This window comes from Sphingobacterium sp. UBA6645, assembly GCF_002455685.1.
Taxonomy (GTDB): domain Bacteria; phylum Bacteroidota; class Bacteroidia; order Sphingobacteriales; family Sphingobacteriaceae; genus Sphingobacterium; species Sphingobacterium hotanense.
In genome coordinates this window covers 54555-73326 of the sequence record NZ_DKLH01000008.1, presented here as the reverse complement: position 1 = coordinate 73326, position 18772 = coordinate 54555, and the positions used below count along the sequence as shown (strand labels likewise).

Below are 18772 nucleotides of genomic sequence, written 5' to 3'. Positions count from 1 at the left end.
TATGGGGGGAAAAACACGCAAACCGGTAATAGCCATATTTGATGTAGGCAAGACCAATAAGAAACTTTTCTTATTCGATGAGCATTATCAGATTGTATATGAGAAATCTGCGCGTTTCTTAGAGACGTTGGATGAGGATGGCGACCCCTGTGAAAACTTGGAGAGCCTGCGATTGTCAGTCTTCGACTCTTTGCACGAAATCTTTCGCCGTGAAGAGTTTGATGTGAAAGCCATCAATTTTACATCCTATGGAGCGAGTTTCGTCTACGTTGATGAGAACGGACGTCCCTTGGCACCGCTATATAATTACCTAAAAGAATACCCGGATGCCCTGTCCACTGACTTACATAAAAAATATGGTGGTATTGAGCAGTTCAGTCTCGATACGGCATCGCCGGCATTGGGAAGCCTGAACTCCGGACTTCAAGTCTACAGGCTTAAAAAGGAACAACCGGAAGTCTACGAGAAAACGAAATATGCCCTACATCTACCGCAGTATTTGAGTTTCTTGCTTTCAGGAAAGGCCTATTCCGATATGACGAGCATAGGCTGCCATACAGCACTATGGGATTATAAGCAGCATGATTATCACCAATGGGTGAAGGATGAAAAGATTGATGAGAAATTAGCGCCGGTGGTGGATGCTTCGGCGGTCTTCCCGGCGACTTTTCCCGGCAGTACGTTTAAAATTGGTGTCGGGCTGCATGATAGTTCCTCAGCATTGATTCCTTACCTATTGAACTTCCATGAGCCTTTCATTCTGATCTCGACCGGAACTTGGTGTATTTCAATCAATCCGTTCAATGATCAGCCCTTAACCAAGTCAGAATTAGAAAGCGATTGCTTGTTCTATCTTTCTTTTCAAGGGAAGCATGTTAAAGCTTCGCGCTTATTTGCGGGACAGGAACATGAAATTCAATCGAAAAGGATAGCCGACCATTTTGATATCACCACAGCGAAATTCAAGCATATGGATATCAATTGGGGAATCGTGAAAGAGTTAGAGAAATCAACCCTATCATCTGAATTAGATGCTTTCGGTCAAATCGACTTAGCACAATATGCCAATTACGAAGTGGCCTACCACGCCTTGATCTTACATCTGATCAGAGCGCAGGTCGTATCGACCAAGCTGATACAGGCAGGTAAGAAAACAACCCGCATCTTTGTTGATGGCGGCTTTAGTAAGAATAATATTTACATGAATTTGTTAGCGCATGAATTTCCTGAAATGGAGGTTTATGCAGCCTCTATGGCACAGGCAACAGCAATTGGCGCTGCCCTGGTTATACATGAGCATTGGAATAAGCAAGCGATACCAAACGACCTGATCGAGATCAGGTTTTTTAGAGCGTAAAATAACTTAGTGAAAATAAATCCTTTCAGAATCAATTGATGATCATTCTGATCGTCATCAAGTAGGTGATCAACCAACCTAAGGAAAGAGATTGGCCTTCTATGAATGACAACTTTCTTCCAATCCCATCAAACCCCTATCAAACCCAATCCGAAAGGCTTATGATAGGGGTTTGTATTGGGTTTGAAAGGGCTTTGAAAGGGTTTAGTGTAGAACCAGTCTCCTGCTAGAAGCGACTCTCCCTCAGTCAAGATCTAGCAAAATTAAAGAGCCGGTCATTTTTGATGGCTCGAATTTTACAGAAGCCATCTTTTTCAAACTTTTTTCAAGAATTTTTCCTGTCCTAATAGAAGATAATTAACCTAATGGGAATTTTAGGCTGAGCTATATTAGCTGCTGGATTATTTTTCGAGACCAGAATTTAAAATATATTGAAAGTCAATAAAAGCCTTAATTATTCGCTAATAGCGTGCTAAAACGATACAGGATGCAACAGGATGGTTTTTCATAGCAAATAAATGATATTTGGTTATCAAGTTATTAATCAATATCAACAACTATGTGTAAATCTAAATTAGGAAGGTATTTCTCTTTCGTTTTGAGCATGCTGTTCGTGTTTACCACGAGCATGAGTATGGCTCAGACCGATCGAGTAATCCGGGGTACCGTTGTAGATGCTACAACAGGTGCTGCATTAGGGGGAGTATCCATTTCCGACTCTGCTACTAAGAATGCCACTTCCACGGCAAATGATGGTACATTCGAAATTGGAACCAGAACCAATTCAACATTAATCTTTCAATATGTTGGTTATGCAAGAAAAACAGTAACCGTTGGCGCGGAGTCCAACATTCGAGTTCAGCTGTCTGAGGACGAGTCAGAACTGGAGGAGGTTGTTGTCGTTGCATACGGTACGGCAAGGAAGCGTGATTTGACAGGTGCTGTGTCGCAAATCGACTCCAAAGCATTAACGCAACAATCCAACTCTACGGTGAGTAGAGCCTTAGAAGGCGCTGCACCGGGTATTCAAGTATCGGCGGTTGACGGTCAGCCAGGGGTCGATATGGGTATCCGCGTTCGTGGTTTAGGATCGGCAAATCAAAACACGTCTAATGCATTAGTGGTAATCGATGGTGTTCCAGCACAGAACGATAACCCGCTTGCATCGATCAGTCCGAAGGACATCGAGAGCGTGACGATCTTAAAAGATGCCGCTTCCACAGCGCTTTACGGTTCTCGTGGTGCCAATGGGGTAGTGTTAATCACGACCAAGAAGGGTGTCAAAGGAACGCCAAGAATTGCGTTTGAAAGTAAACTAGGGATGAATCAAATTGGACCATACCAATATGACAAGATATCTGATCCAAAAGATATCTATGAATTTGCTTGGTTGTCCATTTACAATTCAGTTCGCTATGGCGTAGACGGTTCAGGAACTGCCAAAGGCTACACGACGAATGTCCAAAATCCGAATATGTCACATGAGGAGGCAGCGCTATTTGCGTCGCAGCACTTGTTTGACTATACCGGCTCAACAACTGATTTTAAAGTAAATAACTTAGGCAACTGGATGTTGTATGATGTGCCGGGAGCCATCTACACGCCAACAGGAGGAACAGGTGCAAATGCATCGTCGACGATGACTGGCGCTTACCTTGTTAATACAGACGGTAAGTTGAATCCAAATGCAAGATTACTTTACAACGAAAACTATGACTCACATTTACTTCAAAACAGAACTAGACAGGAATACAATGTTTCAGCGTCTGGCGGTTCAGACAAAATAGACTATTTTATCTCGGGTGGTTACCTGGGAGACCCATCTTATATCCGCGGTTCATCCTTCAAACGCTATAACGGTCGTGCGAATGTGAATGCACAGGTTTATGATTGGTTGAAATTAGGTGCCAATGTTGGCTATGCTAACCGCGATACGCAATCGCCGGCAACACGTTTTGGTCGTAATCCGGGTAGTTCGACAGCAAACGCTTTCCGCTTTATCAACGGACAAAACCCACTGACGCAATTGTTCGCTCGTGATCAGAATGGAAATATCATTCAGGAAAATGGTAAAGATAAAGTACATGTGCTACAAGGCGACACCTGGTCACCGGTAGGTCCAACGGCAGCAGCATTAAGCTCAACCAATGTGTTGACGGTATTAGATAATGATATCGATAAGCGAGTTTCTGATGATTGGAATACGCGTGTTTACGGAACGATCAACTTCTTGAACGATTTCACGTTTACAGCAAACTTCTCATTAGATAAATTCAATGATATCCGTACGCGTTACTGGAATGCGGAATCTGGCCAAGCAGCTGGAATCGGTGCATTCGGAAAAGTATTCTCGAATGTATCTATCATGAATGCGCAACAATTATTGAACTATAACAAAACCATAGGCTCTCACACGATCGAAGGTTTATTAGGACATGAGTATGATGCTTTTCAATTTGAGACCTTAAACTATCGTTCATCGTACTCCTTGATCGACAACTTCCCGACTTATGCGAACTATGTTGGTCGCTACGACGGCGGTACATTCTCCAACCCTGGTGGTGGTATTGATACCCGTCGTATGGAAAGTTATTTTGCTCGCGGAAACTATAACTATGCGGATAAATATTTTGCGCAAGTTTCTGTACGTCGTGATGGTTCTTCGAAGTTCAAATTGAAAAATAAACGTTGGGGTACATTCTGGTCTGTTGGTGCAGGCTGGAGAATCAACGGAGAGGATTTCATGGAGAATACACAAGGCTGGTTAGATAACTTAAAAGTTCGCGCTAGTTATGGTGTTATTGGTAATCAGAATGGTATTTCTAACTATTCAGGTTATCAGACTTGGGGATTCTCAGCAGTTTATCAACAGACGACGGGTGGTACAGGTATTCCTACATCCTACGTGTTGAACCAAAATGCCTATGTGAATGATCAATTGACTTGGGAAAAAATCAACACCTTCGATGCAGGTTTAGAGGTTGGATTATTCAATCGCGTTCGTGCGACATTCGATTACTATAACAGGTTAACAACCAATGCAATATGGTCACAGCCTATCGCTATGTCCAAAGGACAATCATCGATCTTAACGAACTCTGCGAAATTAAGCAACTACGGTTTTGAGGTTGACTTAAGTGTGGATGTTGTTAAAAACGAGGACTGGACCTGGACCGTTTCAACTAATGGAACGCACTACCGTACAATCTTGAAGGAAGTTCCTCCGGGTGTTGGTTCTGCAGCATTGGATGGTGATTGGACTGGCGGTGTAGACGGCTGGAGTTCGGCAGGTACAGCTGGCAATACGAATATTGCTTACCTACGCGGTATTGACAAGGATTACTTCAACATGTATCTTTTCAAATACGCGGGTGTCGATCAGAGCACAGGTTTACCGATGTTCTACCATAGAGTAACGGAAGCAGATCTAAGCGCTGGTTTATTCTCAGGCTCTAAAGTTGGAGAAAGTGTAGCGACTACAGATTACTCGAAAGCGAGCCGTTATGAAATGGGAAGTGCTGTTCCTTCTTGGATTGGTGGTTTCTCTACTTCATTGCGTTATAAAAACTTCGACCTATACGGTGCATTTGCTTACCAAGTTGGTGGTAAATTCTTGAGTACAGAGTATGCAAACAGCTTATACGTAACGGAGAACCCAGGTAAAGCTTTATCATCAGAATTGATTGGCAATACATGGACGCCAGAAAATACAGGTGCTAAATTCCCAATGGTGATGTATGGAAATACGTATGGAAACGGTTCTACTTTCGGAAGCTGGATGTATAGCGATATGGCGATGTTCAATGCTTCTTATTTGAACTTAAAGAACATTACAGTAGGCTATACACTTCCTGCGGATCTATTAGGAAATAGCAAAATCAAAAGATTAAGAGTTTATGCTTCTGGCGACAACATCTTTATGCTGACTTCACACAGTGGTATCGACCCAAGAATGTCATTAGTTGGTGGTTGGGAAGTAGGTGCTTACAGCTACCCTACGATGCGTACATTCTCAGCAGGTGTTAATCTAGAATTTTAATAAAGAATCACATTATGAAAAAGATATTTTTATTCTTTATAGCAGGAACGTTATTCGTTTCATGTAATAAGAAATTAGACGTGGCACCACCGAATAACATTACGGATGAGCAAATCCAGGAGTTATTGAAAAGTGGTGATGAAGCAACAATCCGTACCGTCTTAGGTGGTATGGCGAATAGTATGCCCCGCGCATTCAACTACGGTGGATCAGGTAACTCTGAATCTAGATATACGAACGTTTTCGGTTTGGAAGTTATGCGTAACTTGGAAGGAAATGACATCGTTTTTGGAGATCAGAACCTAACGATCTTTGGTGGCGATGAGTATAGGTTTTTGGATTTTATTTCCGAAGGAACAAATAAAAACTCGCCATACTGGTTTTTTGCTTGGAATGGTATCACCACGGCCAACAAGATGCTCAACTATTTAGATGATGCAACGGTGGGAAGCAATACCATCTTGAAAGAGTTCAAAGCTAGAGGCTTGATCCTTCGTGCTTACTCCTATAACTTCTTGATGGAGAACTATCAGGATGCCTACCTTCAAGGTGGCAAGGATAAGCTAGGAATGCCGCTTTATGATACCTACCTGCCAACGCAAGAAAGCAAAGCTCGTGCTACAGCAACGGAGACTTATAACTTCATCAAGGCGGATCTTCAACAAGCCATCCAATATTTAAAAGATGCCGGGAAAGGTTATACTGCTGAGGTAAACGATTTTGATCTAGGGGTTGCTAATTTTATTCTTGCGCGTGTTGCCTTATGGACAGGAGACTGGGCTACGGTAATTTCATCGACGAATGATATCTTAACCAACTATCCTAATCTATTACCGCAGTCGGCCTATGGAGCAACGAACGACGGTACGCAGGCAAGCCCAATTATGCGTCCGGAGAAGAATGGCTTCCTGAACAATGCTGTGAACCCAGAGGTAATCTTCGGATTTCCTTTAGGCGACGCTTTGACGACACATAACATGTGGATGAATCCATTTGCCGAAGCTGAGGGTGGTCTGTTGCGCGGATACCAACGTATCGACGCCAGATTGTACAATAGCATCGCTGCAGATGACTTCCGTAAGAATGCGTTTATGGCAACTGCTTGGGGCGATTATACCTATCCTACAAACAACGACAAACGTACTATTCCTGCATACACGAACCTGAAGTTTGCTGCAACGCATGGACTAGGCAGTGACGATAAGAAAAATGTGGGCAAAAATACGGCTTACTTTTTCCGTACATCGGAAGCCTTGTTGATGAAAGCAGAAGCACAGGCACAAAGCGGCGATGCAGCAGGAGCGAAAGCGACTTTAAATAAATTGTTGGCGGCTAGAACTAAAGCAGGTGCAACAACGCTTACAGTGGACAACTATCCAGGAATGGCAGGCCTTACGCCGCTTCAAATGGTTCAATTGCAAACGCGTATCGAGCTATGGGGCGAAGGTGGTCGCGAATTCTTCAACAACAAACGTTGGAATATCGCGGTAAACCGTGCTGCTTCGACAAACCATGTCGATAAATCTTCTTACCCGGTATCAAAAATGACTTTGCAGATTCCATTGGATGAGATGATGTACAACGATAAGATGGTTCAAAATTAATCAATCATAGAGCAAGGTCTGCCAAGACCTTGCTTTACCTATGTTATAAATAAACTAATATTATGAAGTATCAAGTTAGCCCGGAGCAAATTGCATTCTATCGTGAGAACGGTTATTTAGTTATCGAGGATTTTTTGAGTCCCGAAGAGCTGGAACATTGGCGGGAGGTCGTTTTCTCTGCCGTAGAAAAAAGAGCAGGGCAAAAGATGCCTGGTAAGAAAACACAAGTGGGAGAGGACGATGGAATCAATAAAGATGCGGATTACTTCGGAAAAGTATTCGATCAGCTATTGAATTTATGGCAAACGGATGAAGGTGTTAAAGAATTGATGCTGGATCGTCGTATCGGTGAGCTGGTTGGCAATTTAGCGCAGGCGGATGGTATTCGTATTTGGCACGATCAGGCTTTATTCAAACGTCCCTTCGCCAACCCGACAGCATGGCACTTAGATACGCCTTTCTGGTCGTTTTCCGACCGTGAAGCGCTATCCATCTGGATCGCATTAGACGATGCTACCTTGGAGAATGGCTGTTTATATTTTGTGCCTGGATCATTTAAGAAAACGGACTTTACGAACATCGGTATCGGCAAGAATATGAACGGTATTTTCGAAGTATATCCCGAGCTAGCGCAGATAAATCCTGCCCCAGCACCATTGAAAGCGGGAAGCTGTTCTATCCACAATGGATTGACCATTCACGGCGCTGGTCCGAACATGACCAACGGCTACCGCCGGGCAATGACTTGCGCGTACATGCCGGATGGCAATGTATTCAACGGACAAGCGAATATTCTTCCTCCGGATTACCTGGCCACGTTGAAAGTAGGCGATCTGTTGAATGATGACGAACAAAACCCATTAATCTATCATAAATCATGGTAGATATCCAATTCTTTTATCCGCGTTGGGGGGCAGAGCATACTGCTTGGACTGATTTTCTAGATCGCGTTAAAGACGCCGGATATCAAGGAATTGAATGGTACCCTTATGGGGAGAAAAATAAAAATGACTACCAGCAGATGTTGCAAAGTCTGCAGGATCGCCAACTGCGTTACAGTATCGTGTTCGCTGTATTTGGCGGAGCGAAGGACTTTGCACATTATTTGGAATTATTAGAGGAACAACTTACAGAACTCGCTAACTTAGGGGAGTATGGTTTGGCTCCGGAATTCATTTCTGCACAGGTGGGTCGAGAGTACTATACGAGCGAGCAGATATTAGCATGTTTAGCGGTCTGTTCTAAAGTAGAACAACAAACAGGAATATCCATTTATCAGGAAACACACCGTAATAAATGGACCTACGGGATTCATCGAATTCCAGCAATCAAAGAGCAATTTCCGGGTCTTAAATTGACGTTGGATATCTCACATTGGTATTGCGTATCGGAAAGCTATCTGGAAGATCAGCAAGACCTATTAACTAGCCTATTATCCGATGTATGTCATGTGCATACGCGTGTCGGGCACACGCAAGGCTCACAGATATCGGATGTTAGCAACCCTTTATTTGAAGACATTGTAAAGACCCATTTAGCGGTCTGGCAACAATATATTAGTAAACAAATCCAATTAGGAAGAAAGAAACTAACCTTTACCACGGAGTTTGGCCCTCCACCGTATCTCATTACGTCCGGCGATTCAGTGAAGGATTATGAGGAGCAATGGCGTCAAAACCTGTGGATAAAAAAATACCTAATGGACCATTTGAAGACTATTTAAATTTATGAATAGAAGATCTTTTATACGCAACACCTCTCTGTTAGGTGCGGGATTGGCATTAGCCAACCTCGAGGAATCCTTTGCTTCCTCAGCCTTTAAAGCAAAAGAGGATTGGTATACACTCTTTAAAAATCCAAGCATGCATTATCGTCCTTTCGTCCGTTGGTGGTGGAATGGTGATAAGGTAGAAAAAGGCGAACTGTCGCGTCAATTGCGTCTGTTGAAAGATGCCGGAATTGGCGGGGTAGAAATAAACCCTATATCCTTTCCTAAGAGGGCAGACGATATGGGGATACCATCGGTAAAATGGCTGAGCAATGAATGGATTGATCTGGTAAAACATACTGCAGACGATGCGAAGTCATTAGATATGACGAGTGATCTTATCGTGGGCTCGGGATGGCCTTTCGGCTCGGAAGACCTGATGGAGGACGAGCGTGCGCAGGTTGTGCTAGTCTATGCGGAGAAGCTGACAGGACCCATGCAATTTGAGACCTCGCAGTTCAATATCTGTCAGGCCGTGGATCCGGGAGTAACCGATAAGAATCCACTTCGCAAGCCGGAGATTCTATCGCTGCATCTGGCGAAAGATCCGATGAGCAGTCTTGATCAAGCACAGGACCTGTCTGCTAAGTGTAACGACGCGACGATACATGTGGATGTACCGGAAGGAAAGCATGTGCTTTATGCGGTCGTTCGATACACTTCGTTTGCACAGGTTATCAACGGCGCGCCGGGCGCATCAGGCTCTATCTTGAATCATATGGACAAGCAGGCGGTACAGAATTACTTGAACCGCATGTCCAATACCATGCAGAATCGCATTGGGGCGCTCTCAAATTACTTGCGTGCTTTATTTTCTGATAGCATGGAATTAGAGGGCTGTAACTGGACTCATGATTTTGCTGAAGAATTCCAAAAGCGCTGCGGCTACGACCTGATGCCTTACCTGCCTTTTATTATGTTTAAAGTAGGTCGACTAGGCGCTGTAGTTGATGAAAACTATGGTGCGGAGAAGTCGGAAGACTTTAAGGAAGTATTGAGTCGCGTTAGATTTGACTTCGAATATGTGAAGGCTTGCTTATTAAGAGAGCGATTTACAGAAACTTATTTAGCCTGGTGTAAGGGCTTAAAAGTTAAGTCTAGAGCACAGGCTTATGGACGCGGCTTTTTCCCGTTAGAAACTTCCTTAGGCTATGACATTCCTGAAGGAGAGTCCTGGACAACAAACTACCTACGACATAAGCTAGGCGAAGAGATGTCGGATGAAGACTATCGTCGTGGTCGAGGCTATACGATGATCAATAAGTACGTTTCTTCTGCCGCTCATCTGACAGGCAAGCGAGTGGTAAGCTGCGAGGAGATGACCAACACCTATCTAGTATTCAATGCGACCTTAGAACTGCTTAAATTAGGGTCAGATCAGAGTTTACTTTCGGGTATTACGCATTCCATTTGGCATGGTTTCAACTATTCGCCAAAGCAGGCGCCATTCCCTGGATGGATTCAATATGGATCTTACTATTCGGAGAAGAATAACTGGTGGCCTTACTTTAAATATTTAAATACTTACAAGGCTCGTTTGTCCTCACAATTGCAGAATGCAGATATGTATACCGATATGGCTATACTCCCTGCAAACTACGATCTGTGGGCAGAGAAAGGTGTGCAAACGGATCCTTTCCCAGAGCGCCTCAACGTGCCTTACACTTCCCTGCTATGGGAAGCTATCCATAAAACAGGAGGTGCGGCAGATTACGTCACGGAGTTGATTCTTAAAGATTCTAAGATTCAAAACGGCAAGATTATGTTTGGAAAGAAATCATACGGCGTATTGTTTCTTCCTGGCGTTAAAAGCCTAGGTGTGGAAACTGCCAAGAAATTGCACGAGTTTGTACAGCAGGGTGGCAAACTGATCTGTATGGAGACGACTCCGTCGAAAAGCTTGGGCTTTAAGGATATGCAAGCTAGAGATCGGGAAGTGCAGACCTGGATGCAGAAAATTAAAGGGCTAGGTTCAAACTTCGTCTTCGTAGAAAAGCCCGTAGATAATAAATTCTTGGAATGGTATCAGAGCTTTCATGAAGAGCAAAACCTGCCAAAGTATGTCAAAATCAGTGAGCCGAATCGCTTCTTCATGCAGAATCGATATATCCGTGATGATCAGTCGGAGTTCTTTTTCTTTCAGAATGCGCACCGATTCAACAGCCATAAAACGCGCATTGATTTCCTATCGGGAGTTGGCAAAGGCAAACAAGCTTGGATTTGGGATGCCGACACGGGCGAGCGTTTTCGATTGAAATTGGATAGCTCTAATGGCTTTGAGCACAATTTCGGACCAACGGAGTCCCTTCTTGTCGTATTCGACAAGTCGAAGGGTGGCGAATGGTATCAGCCTGCGAAACTAGACGGTACTAACAAACAAAATCTGAATGCGGAATGGGAGCTTGAGCTCAAGCATGCTCAGGAGAACCGCAGTAAGAAGATTCAACTATCTCAGCTGATCGACATGAAGCTTGATGATGAATTGCGCGACTTCTCCGGAACGGCGATCTATCGTAAGAAAATCAATGTTCAGAACGTCAAGAACCAGACGCTTAATCTAGGTCAGGTGTTCGGAATTACAGACCTTTTTATCAATGGACAGCCTGTGGGTGTAAAATGGTTTGGTCGCCGCATATACGATATCAGTAAATTCCTCAAACCGGGAAGCAATGATATTGAGATTCGTGTGACTACCACGATGGGCAACTATCTAAAGACTTTAAAAGACAATGAAAATGCGCAGTACTGGGTCAACAGACCTGGACGCGAACAGGAAATACAATCCATGGGGATTGTAGGCCCCGTAGAAATTTATAACTAACCAAAAAGACTACAATAATGAAGAAACTATTATGCTTACTCGTTTGTTTTTGCAGCCTTCAGGTATTTGCAAAGGACTATGCAGTTCGAGATTTTGGTATTGAGGGCGATGGAAACACGCTGAATACGAAATCTATTCAAGCTGCTATTGATTATGTAAATGCGAAAGGTGGGGGTCGATTAGTATTTGGACCAGGCAATTACGTAACGGGGACAATTTACATCAAGTCAAATGTTACGCTACATCTGGAAAGGGGAGCTAGTATTCTAGGTTCTCTGAATCCCTTTGATTACGATAAGGATCCATATATTAATTGGAAATCATTAATCTATGCTATTAAGCAGGAGAATATCGGTATTACGGGGCAGGGGACTATCAATGGTCGTGGTTTTGACAACGCCATGAATACTCTGAATCTTGTCCACCGTGGGCTGATCGAAGATGAATTGAAATACGACCGCGTTCGCGAATGGAATAGACCGGAGAATATCTATTTCCGCGAATGTAAGAACATAAAGATTATTGGTATCACGTTAAAAGACCCTGCGAGCTGGAATCAAACCTACGATCAATGCGTCAATATATTGGTTGACAGTATTACGGTGGATAGTAAATCTTACTGGAATAATGACGGTATTGACATTGTCGATTGTAAGGATGTGATTATTCGTAACTCGCATTTCGATGCCGCAGATGATGCGATCTGTTTTAAGTCGCATGATGCCAACGCTATTTGCGAAAATGTATTAGTAGAAAACTGTACGGCACGCTCAAGTGCATCAGGTTTAAAATTCGGAACGGTTTCACGTGGTGGCTTCCGCAATTTCGTGGTGAGAAATCTAACGGTTTATGATACATATCGTTCTGCAATTACTTTCGCCGCCGTAGACGGTGGTATCGTGGAGAATATTCTAGTGGATGGTGTTCGATCAATCAACACAGGAAATGTGATCTTCCTAAGAATCGGTAATCGTTGGAGCAAGGGGAAAGAACCGGTAATGAAGGATATTACGATAAGAAATGTCTACGCTGAAGTACCTATGGAGAAACCTGATAAGGGATATAACTATGAGGGGCCGATTGAAGACCTGCCTAGAAATATTTCTCCAGCGAGCATTATTGGATTGCCAAACTATAAGATCGAAAACGTAACATTGGAGAACATCGAAATTGTTTATCCAGGCGCGGGTAATCCATATTATGCGAAAAGAGGGCTTTCCGCAGCGGAATTGGATGGTATCCCAGAAATGGAAGCCGCTTATCCTGAATTCTCACAATTCAAAGAGCTACCGGCCTGGGCATTCTATATTCGTCATGCGAACAACATCACGTTCAAGAACGTGAAATTTAAGGCGCTAGCAGCCGACTACAGACCAGCCATCGTAACGGATGACCTGAATACAGGTAAGTTTGAAAACGTGACGTTTGATGAGGTAAAAGCTGGAAATAAGGAGCAGATCTTCTTGCATAAAAGCAATAATGTTGACATCGTAAAATAATAATCACATGAAAAGAATCTTATACATCATGCTATTGCTGACGATGTCATTCGGTCAGGCTTTAGCAGTCGACTATAACGCCTCTGCTTTCGGATGTGTATCCGACGGACAGACAAATAATACGCGTTCGATACAAGCCGCTATCGACTTAATATCATCTAAAGGAGGAGGTACATTAAACTTCTACGTAGGACGATACTTAACAGGCGGTTTAGAACTGAAATCTAACGTTACGATCAACTTGCATGAGGGTGCTATCCTAGTTGCGAATCCAAGCTATTACGACTTCATTGAAAAGAACGGTAAGCGTTATTTTATCTATGGAGAAAACCAATCTAACGTAAAAATCATCGGGAAAGGCGTTATTCTAGGACAAGCAGCTGCGGTAAAAACAAAGATTGATGATCAGGTGAATAAGGGTATTGTGACCAATGAACTTAATACCGTTCGCCCGACTTTACTAGGGTTTAACAATTGCCAGAACGTAGAGATTGACGGAATCATGTTAGAAGACTCATCTGGTGATGTCGCGGAGTTGGTAAACTGTACGAATGTATCCTTCAAAAATCAGATTATCCGCAGCCAAAACTATGCAAATTCTAGAGGTTTAGTGCTTGCCGGTTCCAAAGGTGTAAGCTTCGAGAATCTCTATGTAGATACCGCTGGCAAGGCTTTGGTTAAAGATAAAGCAAGCCAAACGACCGCCATTAAAAAGAGTATAACGCCAAACGGCAAGTCCATTTAATCGAGTAGAGCATGAAGAGATTGAATATATATTTAAGTATACTGTGCACGATCTTTAGCATAGGATTGTTGCAGGCGAAGGATTATAATGCTTCCTATTTTGGGATTAAATCAAATGGAACTACACTAAATACGACTTCCATTCAGCGCGCTATTGATTTCATTAGTGAGAACGGTGGAGGAACTTTAAAGTTCTACGTCGGGCGATACTTGACTGGGACTATCCATATGAAATCCAACGTCACTCTGCATTTAGAAGAGGGCGCGGTATTGCTAGGTTCTACCAATATCAATGACTATAATGTCGGAACGCCTAACAATGCTTTGGTCTACGCCAAAGGGGTAAAGAACGTGGGAATTACCGGTAAGGGTGTCATCGATGGACAGGGAAAAGAAGTAGCCTACAGCCTGATGGATTATATCCACAAAGGGATTATCAAGGATCCATTAGATTACGATAGACCAAGAAATAATCGCCCAAAGGCGATCTATTTCCGCGAATGCAATAATGTAACCATCAAGCATGTCACTGTGAAAAACTCTGCCGACTGGGTTCAGACCTATGATCAGTGTGAGGATGTGTTGATCGACAGCATCACGGTGGATAGCAAAGTGTTCTGGAACAATGACGGTATCGACATCGTTGATTGTAAGAATTTCAAATTATTAAATTCCTATATCGATGCTTCTGACGATGCCATCTGTTTGAAATCGCATGACGCGACGAAGATGAATGAAAACATCGAAATCAGAAACTGTGTAGCACGCTCCAGTGCAAATGGTATCAAGTTTGGAACCGTTTCAGCAGGTGGATATAAAAATATCCGCATCATCAACAACCGTGTGTATGACACGTTTCGTTCTGCTTTCACGATTGCGACTCCTGACGGAGGTATCGTTGAAGATGTACTAGTAGACAGCTTGTATGCTTACAATACCGGTAATGCCATCTATCTACGCATCGGTGCGCGATGGAATAAAGGCAGACAAGGGTCGATCGATGGCGTGACGATGCAGAATATCTACATCGAAGTTCCTGCAGACAAACCCGATGCTGGTTATGCATTCGAAGGACCTGTTGAAGACAATCCAAGAAATATCTCACCAGCGAGTATTGTTGGATTGAAAGGTCAACCGATCAAGAACATAGTCTTGAGAAACGTTGAGATTGTCTATCCGGGAGGTTCAAATCCCAACTACGCCTTCCGTGGCACTAGCCCGAAAGAATTGGATAGCATTCCAGAGATGGAAGCGGCTTACCCTGAGTTTTCTCAATTTAAGGAATTACCTGCATGGGCATTCTATTTGCGCCATGTAGACGGAGTAACCTTCGAAAACGTGAAGTTCACAGCGAAGGATAAGGAATACCGTCCAGCTGTTGTCATGGACGACGTGAAGAACGCGCAGATGACAAACGTGGAATACAATGAACCTAATAAAAAAGGAAAAAAACAGCTAGTTTTATACAAGTCGACACTAAAGAAATAACGATTGTAAAGAATGAAGCACTTTCTAGTAGGCCTTTTTGTTTGTTGTGCAACGCTTTTGTTCGCACAACAAACAAATGATGCCGAGTACATAAAAAACAATTACAGCAAGCGTGAAGTGTATATCCCAATGCGGGATGGAACAAAACTCTTCACGGCGATCTATGAGCCCAGGGATAGGTCAAAATCTTATCCTATTATGATGATCCGCACACCTTATAGCGTTGCCCCTTATGGGGAGGATAAGATGCGCCCTAGCATTGGTCCAAGCATGGAGTTTGCAAAAGACGGCTACATCTTCGTGTATCAAGATGTGCGGGGGAAGTATAAATCGGAAGGTGATTTCATCGCCAATCGTCCTTATATTCCTAAGAAGAAAAAAGGCCAAACGGATGAAACAACGGATACCTACGATACCATCGATTGGCTCATAAAACAGCTTAAATCGAATAAGAAAGTCGGTATTTGGGGTGTTTCCTCGCCGGGTTTCTATGCATCCATGTCACTGATTGATGCGCATCCGAATCTAACAGCAGTCTCCCCACAAGCGCCAGTGACCGATTGGTTCTTGGGAGATGATAGACATCATAACGGCGCATTTATGCTGATGGGAAGTTTTTCTTTCCTATCTTCTTTCGGAAAAATGAGAGACTCCGTAGGCACCACACACCCAGGAGGATTCTATGCATACAACACCAGCGATGGCTATGATTTTTACCTCAAGTCAGGTCCGTTAAAGAACTTCAACAAAAACTACCTGCAAGGGAAAAGCATCCTCTGGAATGAGATGATGAACAATCCGGATTACAACGCCTATTGGGAAGAGCGTAGCTATACCAAATATCTTAACAAGGTTAAACCTGAGGTCCTTGTTGTTGGCGGATGGTTCGATCAGGAAGATCTATATGGTCCTTTGAAGACTTACGAAGCACTTGCGAAATCCGGAAAAAATAAACTGTCTTTTGTGATGGGGCCTTGGTATCACGGTTCTTGGACAAGGGGAGATGGCAGAAGCTTAGGAGACCTCGATTTTGCATCCAATACCAGTAATTATTATCGCGAAGAGCTAGAATTAGCCTTTTTCAAAAAGCATTTGAAAAATGAAGAATCAAAGCCCTTAGCCCCTGTTTCCATCTTCGTAACGGGAGCGAATGAGTGGAATTACTTGAGTGAATGGCCATCGAAGGAACAGGTGGAAACACCTCTCTATCTACAAGCCAACGGCGGATTATCTTTTAATAAACCGGAAGCTGCTGATACCGCTTACGCGGAATACACCGCAGACCCGAGCAAGCCCGTACCTTATACGGCAGAGAAAACCTTAATGCGCGGCTTTAAATACATGTTCGAAGATCAGGTTTTTGCTTCAAGACGTCTCGATGTATTGGTTTTTGAGTCGGAGGTGTTGACGGAGGATGTCAAAATCATGGGAAACCTACAGGCGAATTTATTCGTTAGTACAACCGGTACCGATGCAGACTATATCGTTAAATTAATCGATGTGCATCCCTATGTAAAAGATGCACCCTTATCGGATGCGCAAATCCTGGTCAGAGGGGAGGTGATGCGCGCCAAGTATAGAAATAGTTTCTCGCATCCTGAGCCGATGCAACCCAACCAAGTCACACAAGTTAAATTTGATATGCAAGATGCTGCCCATGTGTTTAAGAAAGGGCATAAAATCATGGTGCAGATTCAAAGCTCTTGGTTCCCTTTGGTGGATCGCAATCCGCAGAAGTTTGTCAATATTTATGAAGCCGACGAAGCGGATTTCGAAACGCATAATCATCGGGTATTTTTTAATCGTCAATATCCTTCTAGTATCCTATTACCACTAATTAAAAACAATGAAAAATAGATTATTTACACTGATTGCAATGCTCTTTGTGGCCTGTCAATTTGCTCAGGCGCAAGAAGACTATGCACGCAAAGTCGTTAGTGTATTAGCGTCCGATAAGTACGCAGGTCGCGGTTATGTCTTTAATGGCGACAAAAAAGCAGCCGGATATATTGCGAAGGAAATGAAGAAATCAGGATTGACACCAGTAGATGGCAAATCCTTTATGCAATATTTCAGCCTAGGGGCTAATGTGTTCCCGAAAGCGGCAACCGTCAAATTAAATAATGAAGAACTGAAAATGGGGGTGAATGTCTTGGTCGATGCCGCATCGCCATCCATCAATGGAAGCTTCGATCTCGTTCCTGTTTCCGGAAAATTGAATGATGATAACGTATTAAGACAAATTGCACAAGATAAAGCTTACGCAGGCAAAGCCATCTATATTGATGAGGCCGAACAGTTGAAGACTATCAATGCGCAGGAGCTTCGTCGTGCCATAATGCTTTTGATGACTGCAGGAGAGTACCGCGCCATTGTGGTGAATACCCCAAGCAAATTTACTTGGAGAGCCTCAGTAAGCCAAAGTTTAAAACCGGCAGTCTACATCAAAGATTTAGCGATAAATCCAAACGACAGTCAGATATCTTTGGATATTACGGCAAAATATCAACCCGATTATAAAACGCAGAATGTTTGTGGTTTCTTGAAAGGAAGTAGTGACTCCGATTCTACCATCCTCGTGACAGCACATTACGATCACTTGGGCGTCATCGGTAAAAAAGTCGTATTCAACGGGGCTAATGACAATGCTAGTGGAACAGCACTCATGCTGTACTTGGCGCAATATTACGGTAAGAATAAGCCGAAGTATAACATGATATTCTTAGCTTTCTCAGGCGAGGAAAGTGGACTTTTAGGATCTAAATATTATGCAGCAAACCCGCTGAACGATCTGAAAAAAGTAAAGTTCCTGATCAACGTGGATATGGCCGGTACAGGCGATGACGGGATTCAGGTGGTCAACGGAAGTATCTTCACCAAAGAATTTGACCTTCTCACGAAGTTGAATGCTGAAAAAAAATATTTGCCGGAAGTTAAAGTTCGTGGTGCCATGAACCGCAGCGATCACGCTCCTTTTTATGAAAAGGGCGTGCCTGCCTTTTTCATCTATACACTGGGAGGCACAACAGCCTATCACGATATCTATGACCGCTACGAAACTTTGCCATTCACAAGGTTTAACGGTTATGCAAACCTGTTGACAGACTTTATCGATCAATTCTAAGGTATTAGACATCCTCCTCAACTTAGACTGCCCTCTTATGGCAGTCTGCGAAACATTAAACACTCACTTTAACTTATACAGACCCCAATCATAACCCTTTCCGAACGGTTATGATTGGGGTTTGTAGGGGGTTTGTATTGGGTTTGTATTGGGTTTGAAAGGGGTTATAGTTGAAGTAGTCTGGACAATAAATCGTCTGGCCTTCCTAGATGAGGTGTCAGGATAGCACAGGATGCTTTCCACTTTTGTGATTAATATATTTGGTTAGACGCATTTCGGAATTCTAACATCCGAACTACTAACAATTATAAATGTAATGTGCTTTGTT

At 43.2% G+C, this 18772-nt stretch carries 11 protein-coding genes; all 11 read left to right on the top strand.

The features are described from left to right. The first annotated feature begins 1 nt into the window (after nt 1). Nucleotides 2-1357, top strand: a complete 1356-nt coding sequence (locus B2400_RS01395) for an FGGY-family carbohydrate kinase (RefSeq protein ID WP_293930328.1) — start codon at nt 2-4, stop codon at nt 1355-1357. 559 nt (nt 1358-1916) lie between these two features. After that, nucleotides 1917-5396, top strand: coding sequence for a SusC/RagA family TonB-linked outer membrane protein (locus tag B2400_RS01390; RefSeq protein WP_293930326.1), 3480 nt, complete (start codon nt 1917-1919; stop codon nt 5394-5396). 14 nt (nt 5397-5410) lie between these two features. Then, nucleotides 5411-7000: a RagB/SusD family nutrient uptake outer membrane protein gene (locus B2400_RS01385; RefSeq protein WP_293930324.1), complete on the top strand. Its 1590-nt coding sequence runs from the start codon at nt 5411-5413 to the stop codon at nt 6998-7000. A gap of 62 nt (nt 7001-7062) precedes the next feature. Then, entirely contained in the window at nt 7063-7884 is an 822-nt protein-coding gene (locus B2400_RS01380) for a phytanoyl-CoA dioxygenase family protein (protein WP_149524941.1), read from the top strand. Next, a complete protein-coding gene (locus tag B2400_RS01375) occupies nt 7878-8723 on the top strand; it encodes a sugar phosphate isomerase/epimerase (RefSeq protein ID WP_293930322.1) in 846 nt (281 codons plus the stop codon). The genes B2400_RS01380 and B2400_RS01375 overlap by 7 nt, the downstream gene beginning before the upstream one ends. Nucleotides 8724-8727: 4 nt before the next feature. Continuing rightward, nucleotides 8728-11589: a glycosyl hydrolase gene (locus B2400_RS01370; protein WP_293930320.1), complete on the top strand. Its 2862-nt coding sequence runs from the start codon at nt 8728-8730 to the stop codon at nt 11587-11589. Between the two features lie 17 nt (nt 11590-11606). Then, the gene (locus tag B2400_RS01365; protein ID WP_149524944.1) at nt 11607-13088 is read left to right on the top strand and encodes a glycoside hydrolase family 28 protein; all 1482 of its coding nucleotides are present in this window, start codon (nt 11607-11609) and stop codon (nt 13086-13088) included. A 7-nt stretch (nt 13089-13095) separates the two neighbouring features. Further along, nucleotides 13096-13833, top strand: coding sequence for a glycosyl hydrolase family 28 protein (locus tag B2400_RS01360; RefSeq protein ID WP_293930317.1), 738 nt, complete (start codon nt 13096-13098; stop codon nt 13831-13833). Nucleotides 13834-13844: 11 nt separating this feature from the next. Next, on the top strand, nt 13845-15320 hold the full coding sequence (locus B2400_RS01355) for a glycoside hydrolase family 28 protein (RefSeq protein ID WP_293930315.1): 1476 nt from the start codon (nt 13845-13847) through the stop codon (nt 15318-15320). A gap of 12 nt (nt 15321-15332) precedes the next feature. Beyond that, nucleotides 15333-17177, top strand: coding sequence for a CocE/NonD family hydrolase (locus B2400_RS01350; protein ID WP_293930313.1), 1845 nt, complete (start codon nt 15333-15335; stop codon nt 17175-17177). Next, nucleotides 17167-18444, top strand: coding sequence for a M28 family metallopeptidase (locus tag B2400_RS01345; RefSeq protein WP_149524948.1), 1278 nt, complete (start codon nt 17167-17169; stop codon nt 18442-18444). The genes B2400_RS01350 and B2400_RS01345 overlap by 11 nt, the downstream gene beginning before the upstream one ends. Nucleotides 18445-18772: the final 328 nt, after the last annotated feature.

Excerpts from the sequence above, each read along its gene's own strand:
- B2400_RS01395 (WP_293930328.1), top strand. The coding sequence starts at position 2 with ATGGGGGGAAAAACACGCAAACCGGTAATAGCCATATTTGATGTAGGC.
- B2400_RS01350 (WP_293930313.1), top strand. The coding sequence starts at position 15,333 with ATGAAGCACTTTCTAGTAGGCCTTTTTGTTTGTTGTGCAACGCTTTTG.
- B2400_RS01345 (WP_149524948.1), top strand. The coding sequence starts at position 17,167 with ATGAAAAATAGATTATTTACACTGATTGCAATGCTCTTTGTGGCCTGT.
- B2400_RS01355 (WP_293930315.1), top strand. The coding sequence starts at position 13,845 with ATGAAGAGATTGAATATATATTTAAGTATACTGTGCACGATCTTTAGC.
- B2400_RS01385 (WP_293930324.1), top strand. The coding sequence starts at position 5,411 with ATGAAAAAGATATTTTTATTCTTTATAGCAGGAACGTTATTCGTTTCA.
- B2400_RS01365 (WP_149524944.1), top strand. The coding sequence starts at position 11,607 with ATGAAGAAACTATTATGCTTACTCGTTTGTTTTTGCAGCCTTCAGGTA.
- B2400_RS01370 (WP_293930320.1), top strand. The coding sequence starts at position 8,728 with ATGAATAGAAGATCTTTTATACGCAACACCTCTCTGTTAGGTGCGGGA.
- B2400_RS01390 (WP_293930326.1), top strand. The coding sequence starts at position 1,917 with ATGTGTAAATCTAAATTAGGAAGGTATTTCTCTTTCGTTTTGAGCATG.
- B2400_RS01360 (WP_293930317.1), top strand. The coding sequence starts at position 13,096 with ATGAAAAGAATCTTATACATCATGCTATTGCTGACGATGTCATTCGGT.
- B2400_RS01380 (WP_149524941.1), top strand. The coding sequence starts at position 7,063 with ATGAAGTATCAAGTTAGCCCGGAGCAAATTGCATTCTATCGTGAGAAC.
- B2400_RS01375 (WP_293930322.1), top strand. The coding sequence starts at position 7,878 with ATGGTAGATATCCAATTCTTTTATCCGCGTTGGGGGGCAGAGCATACT.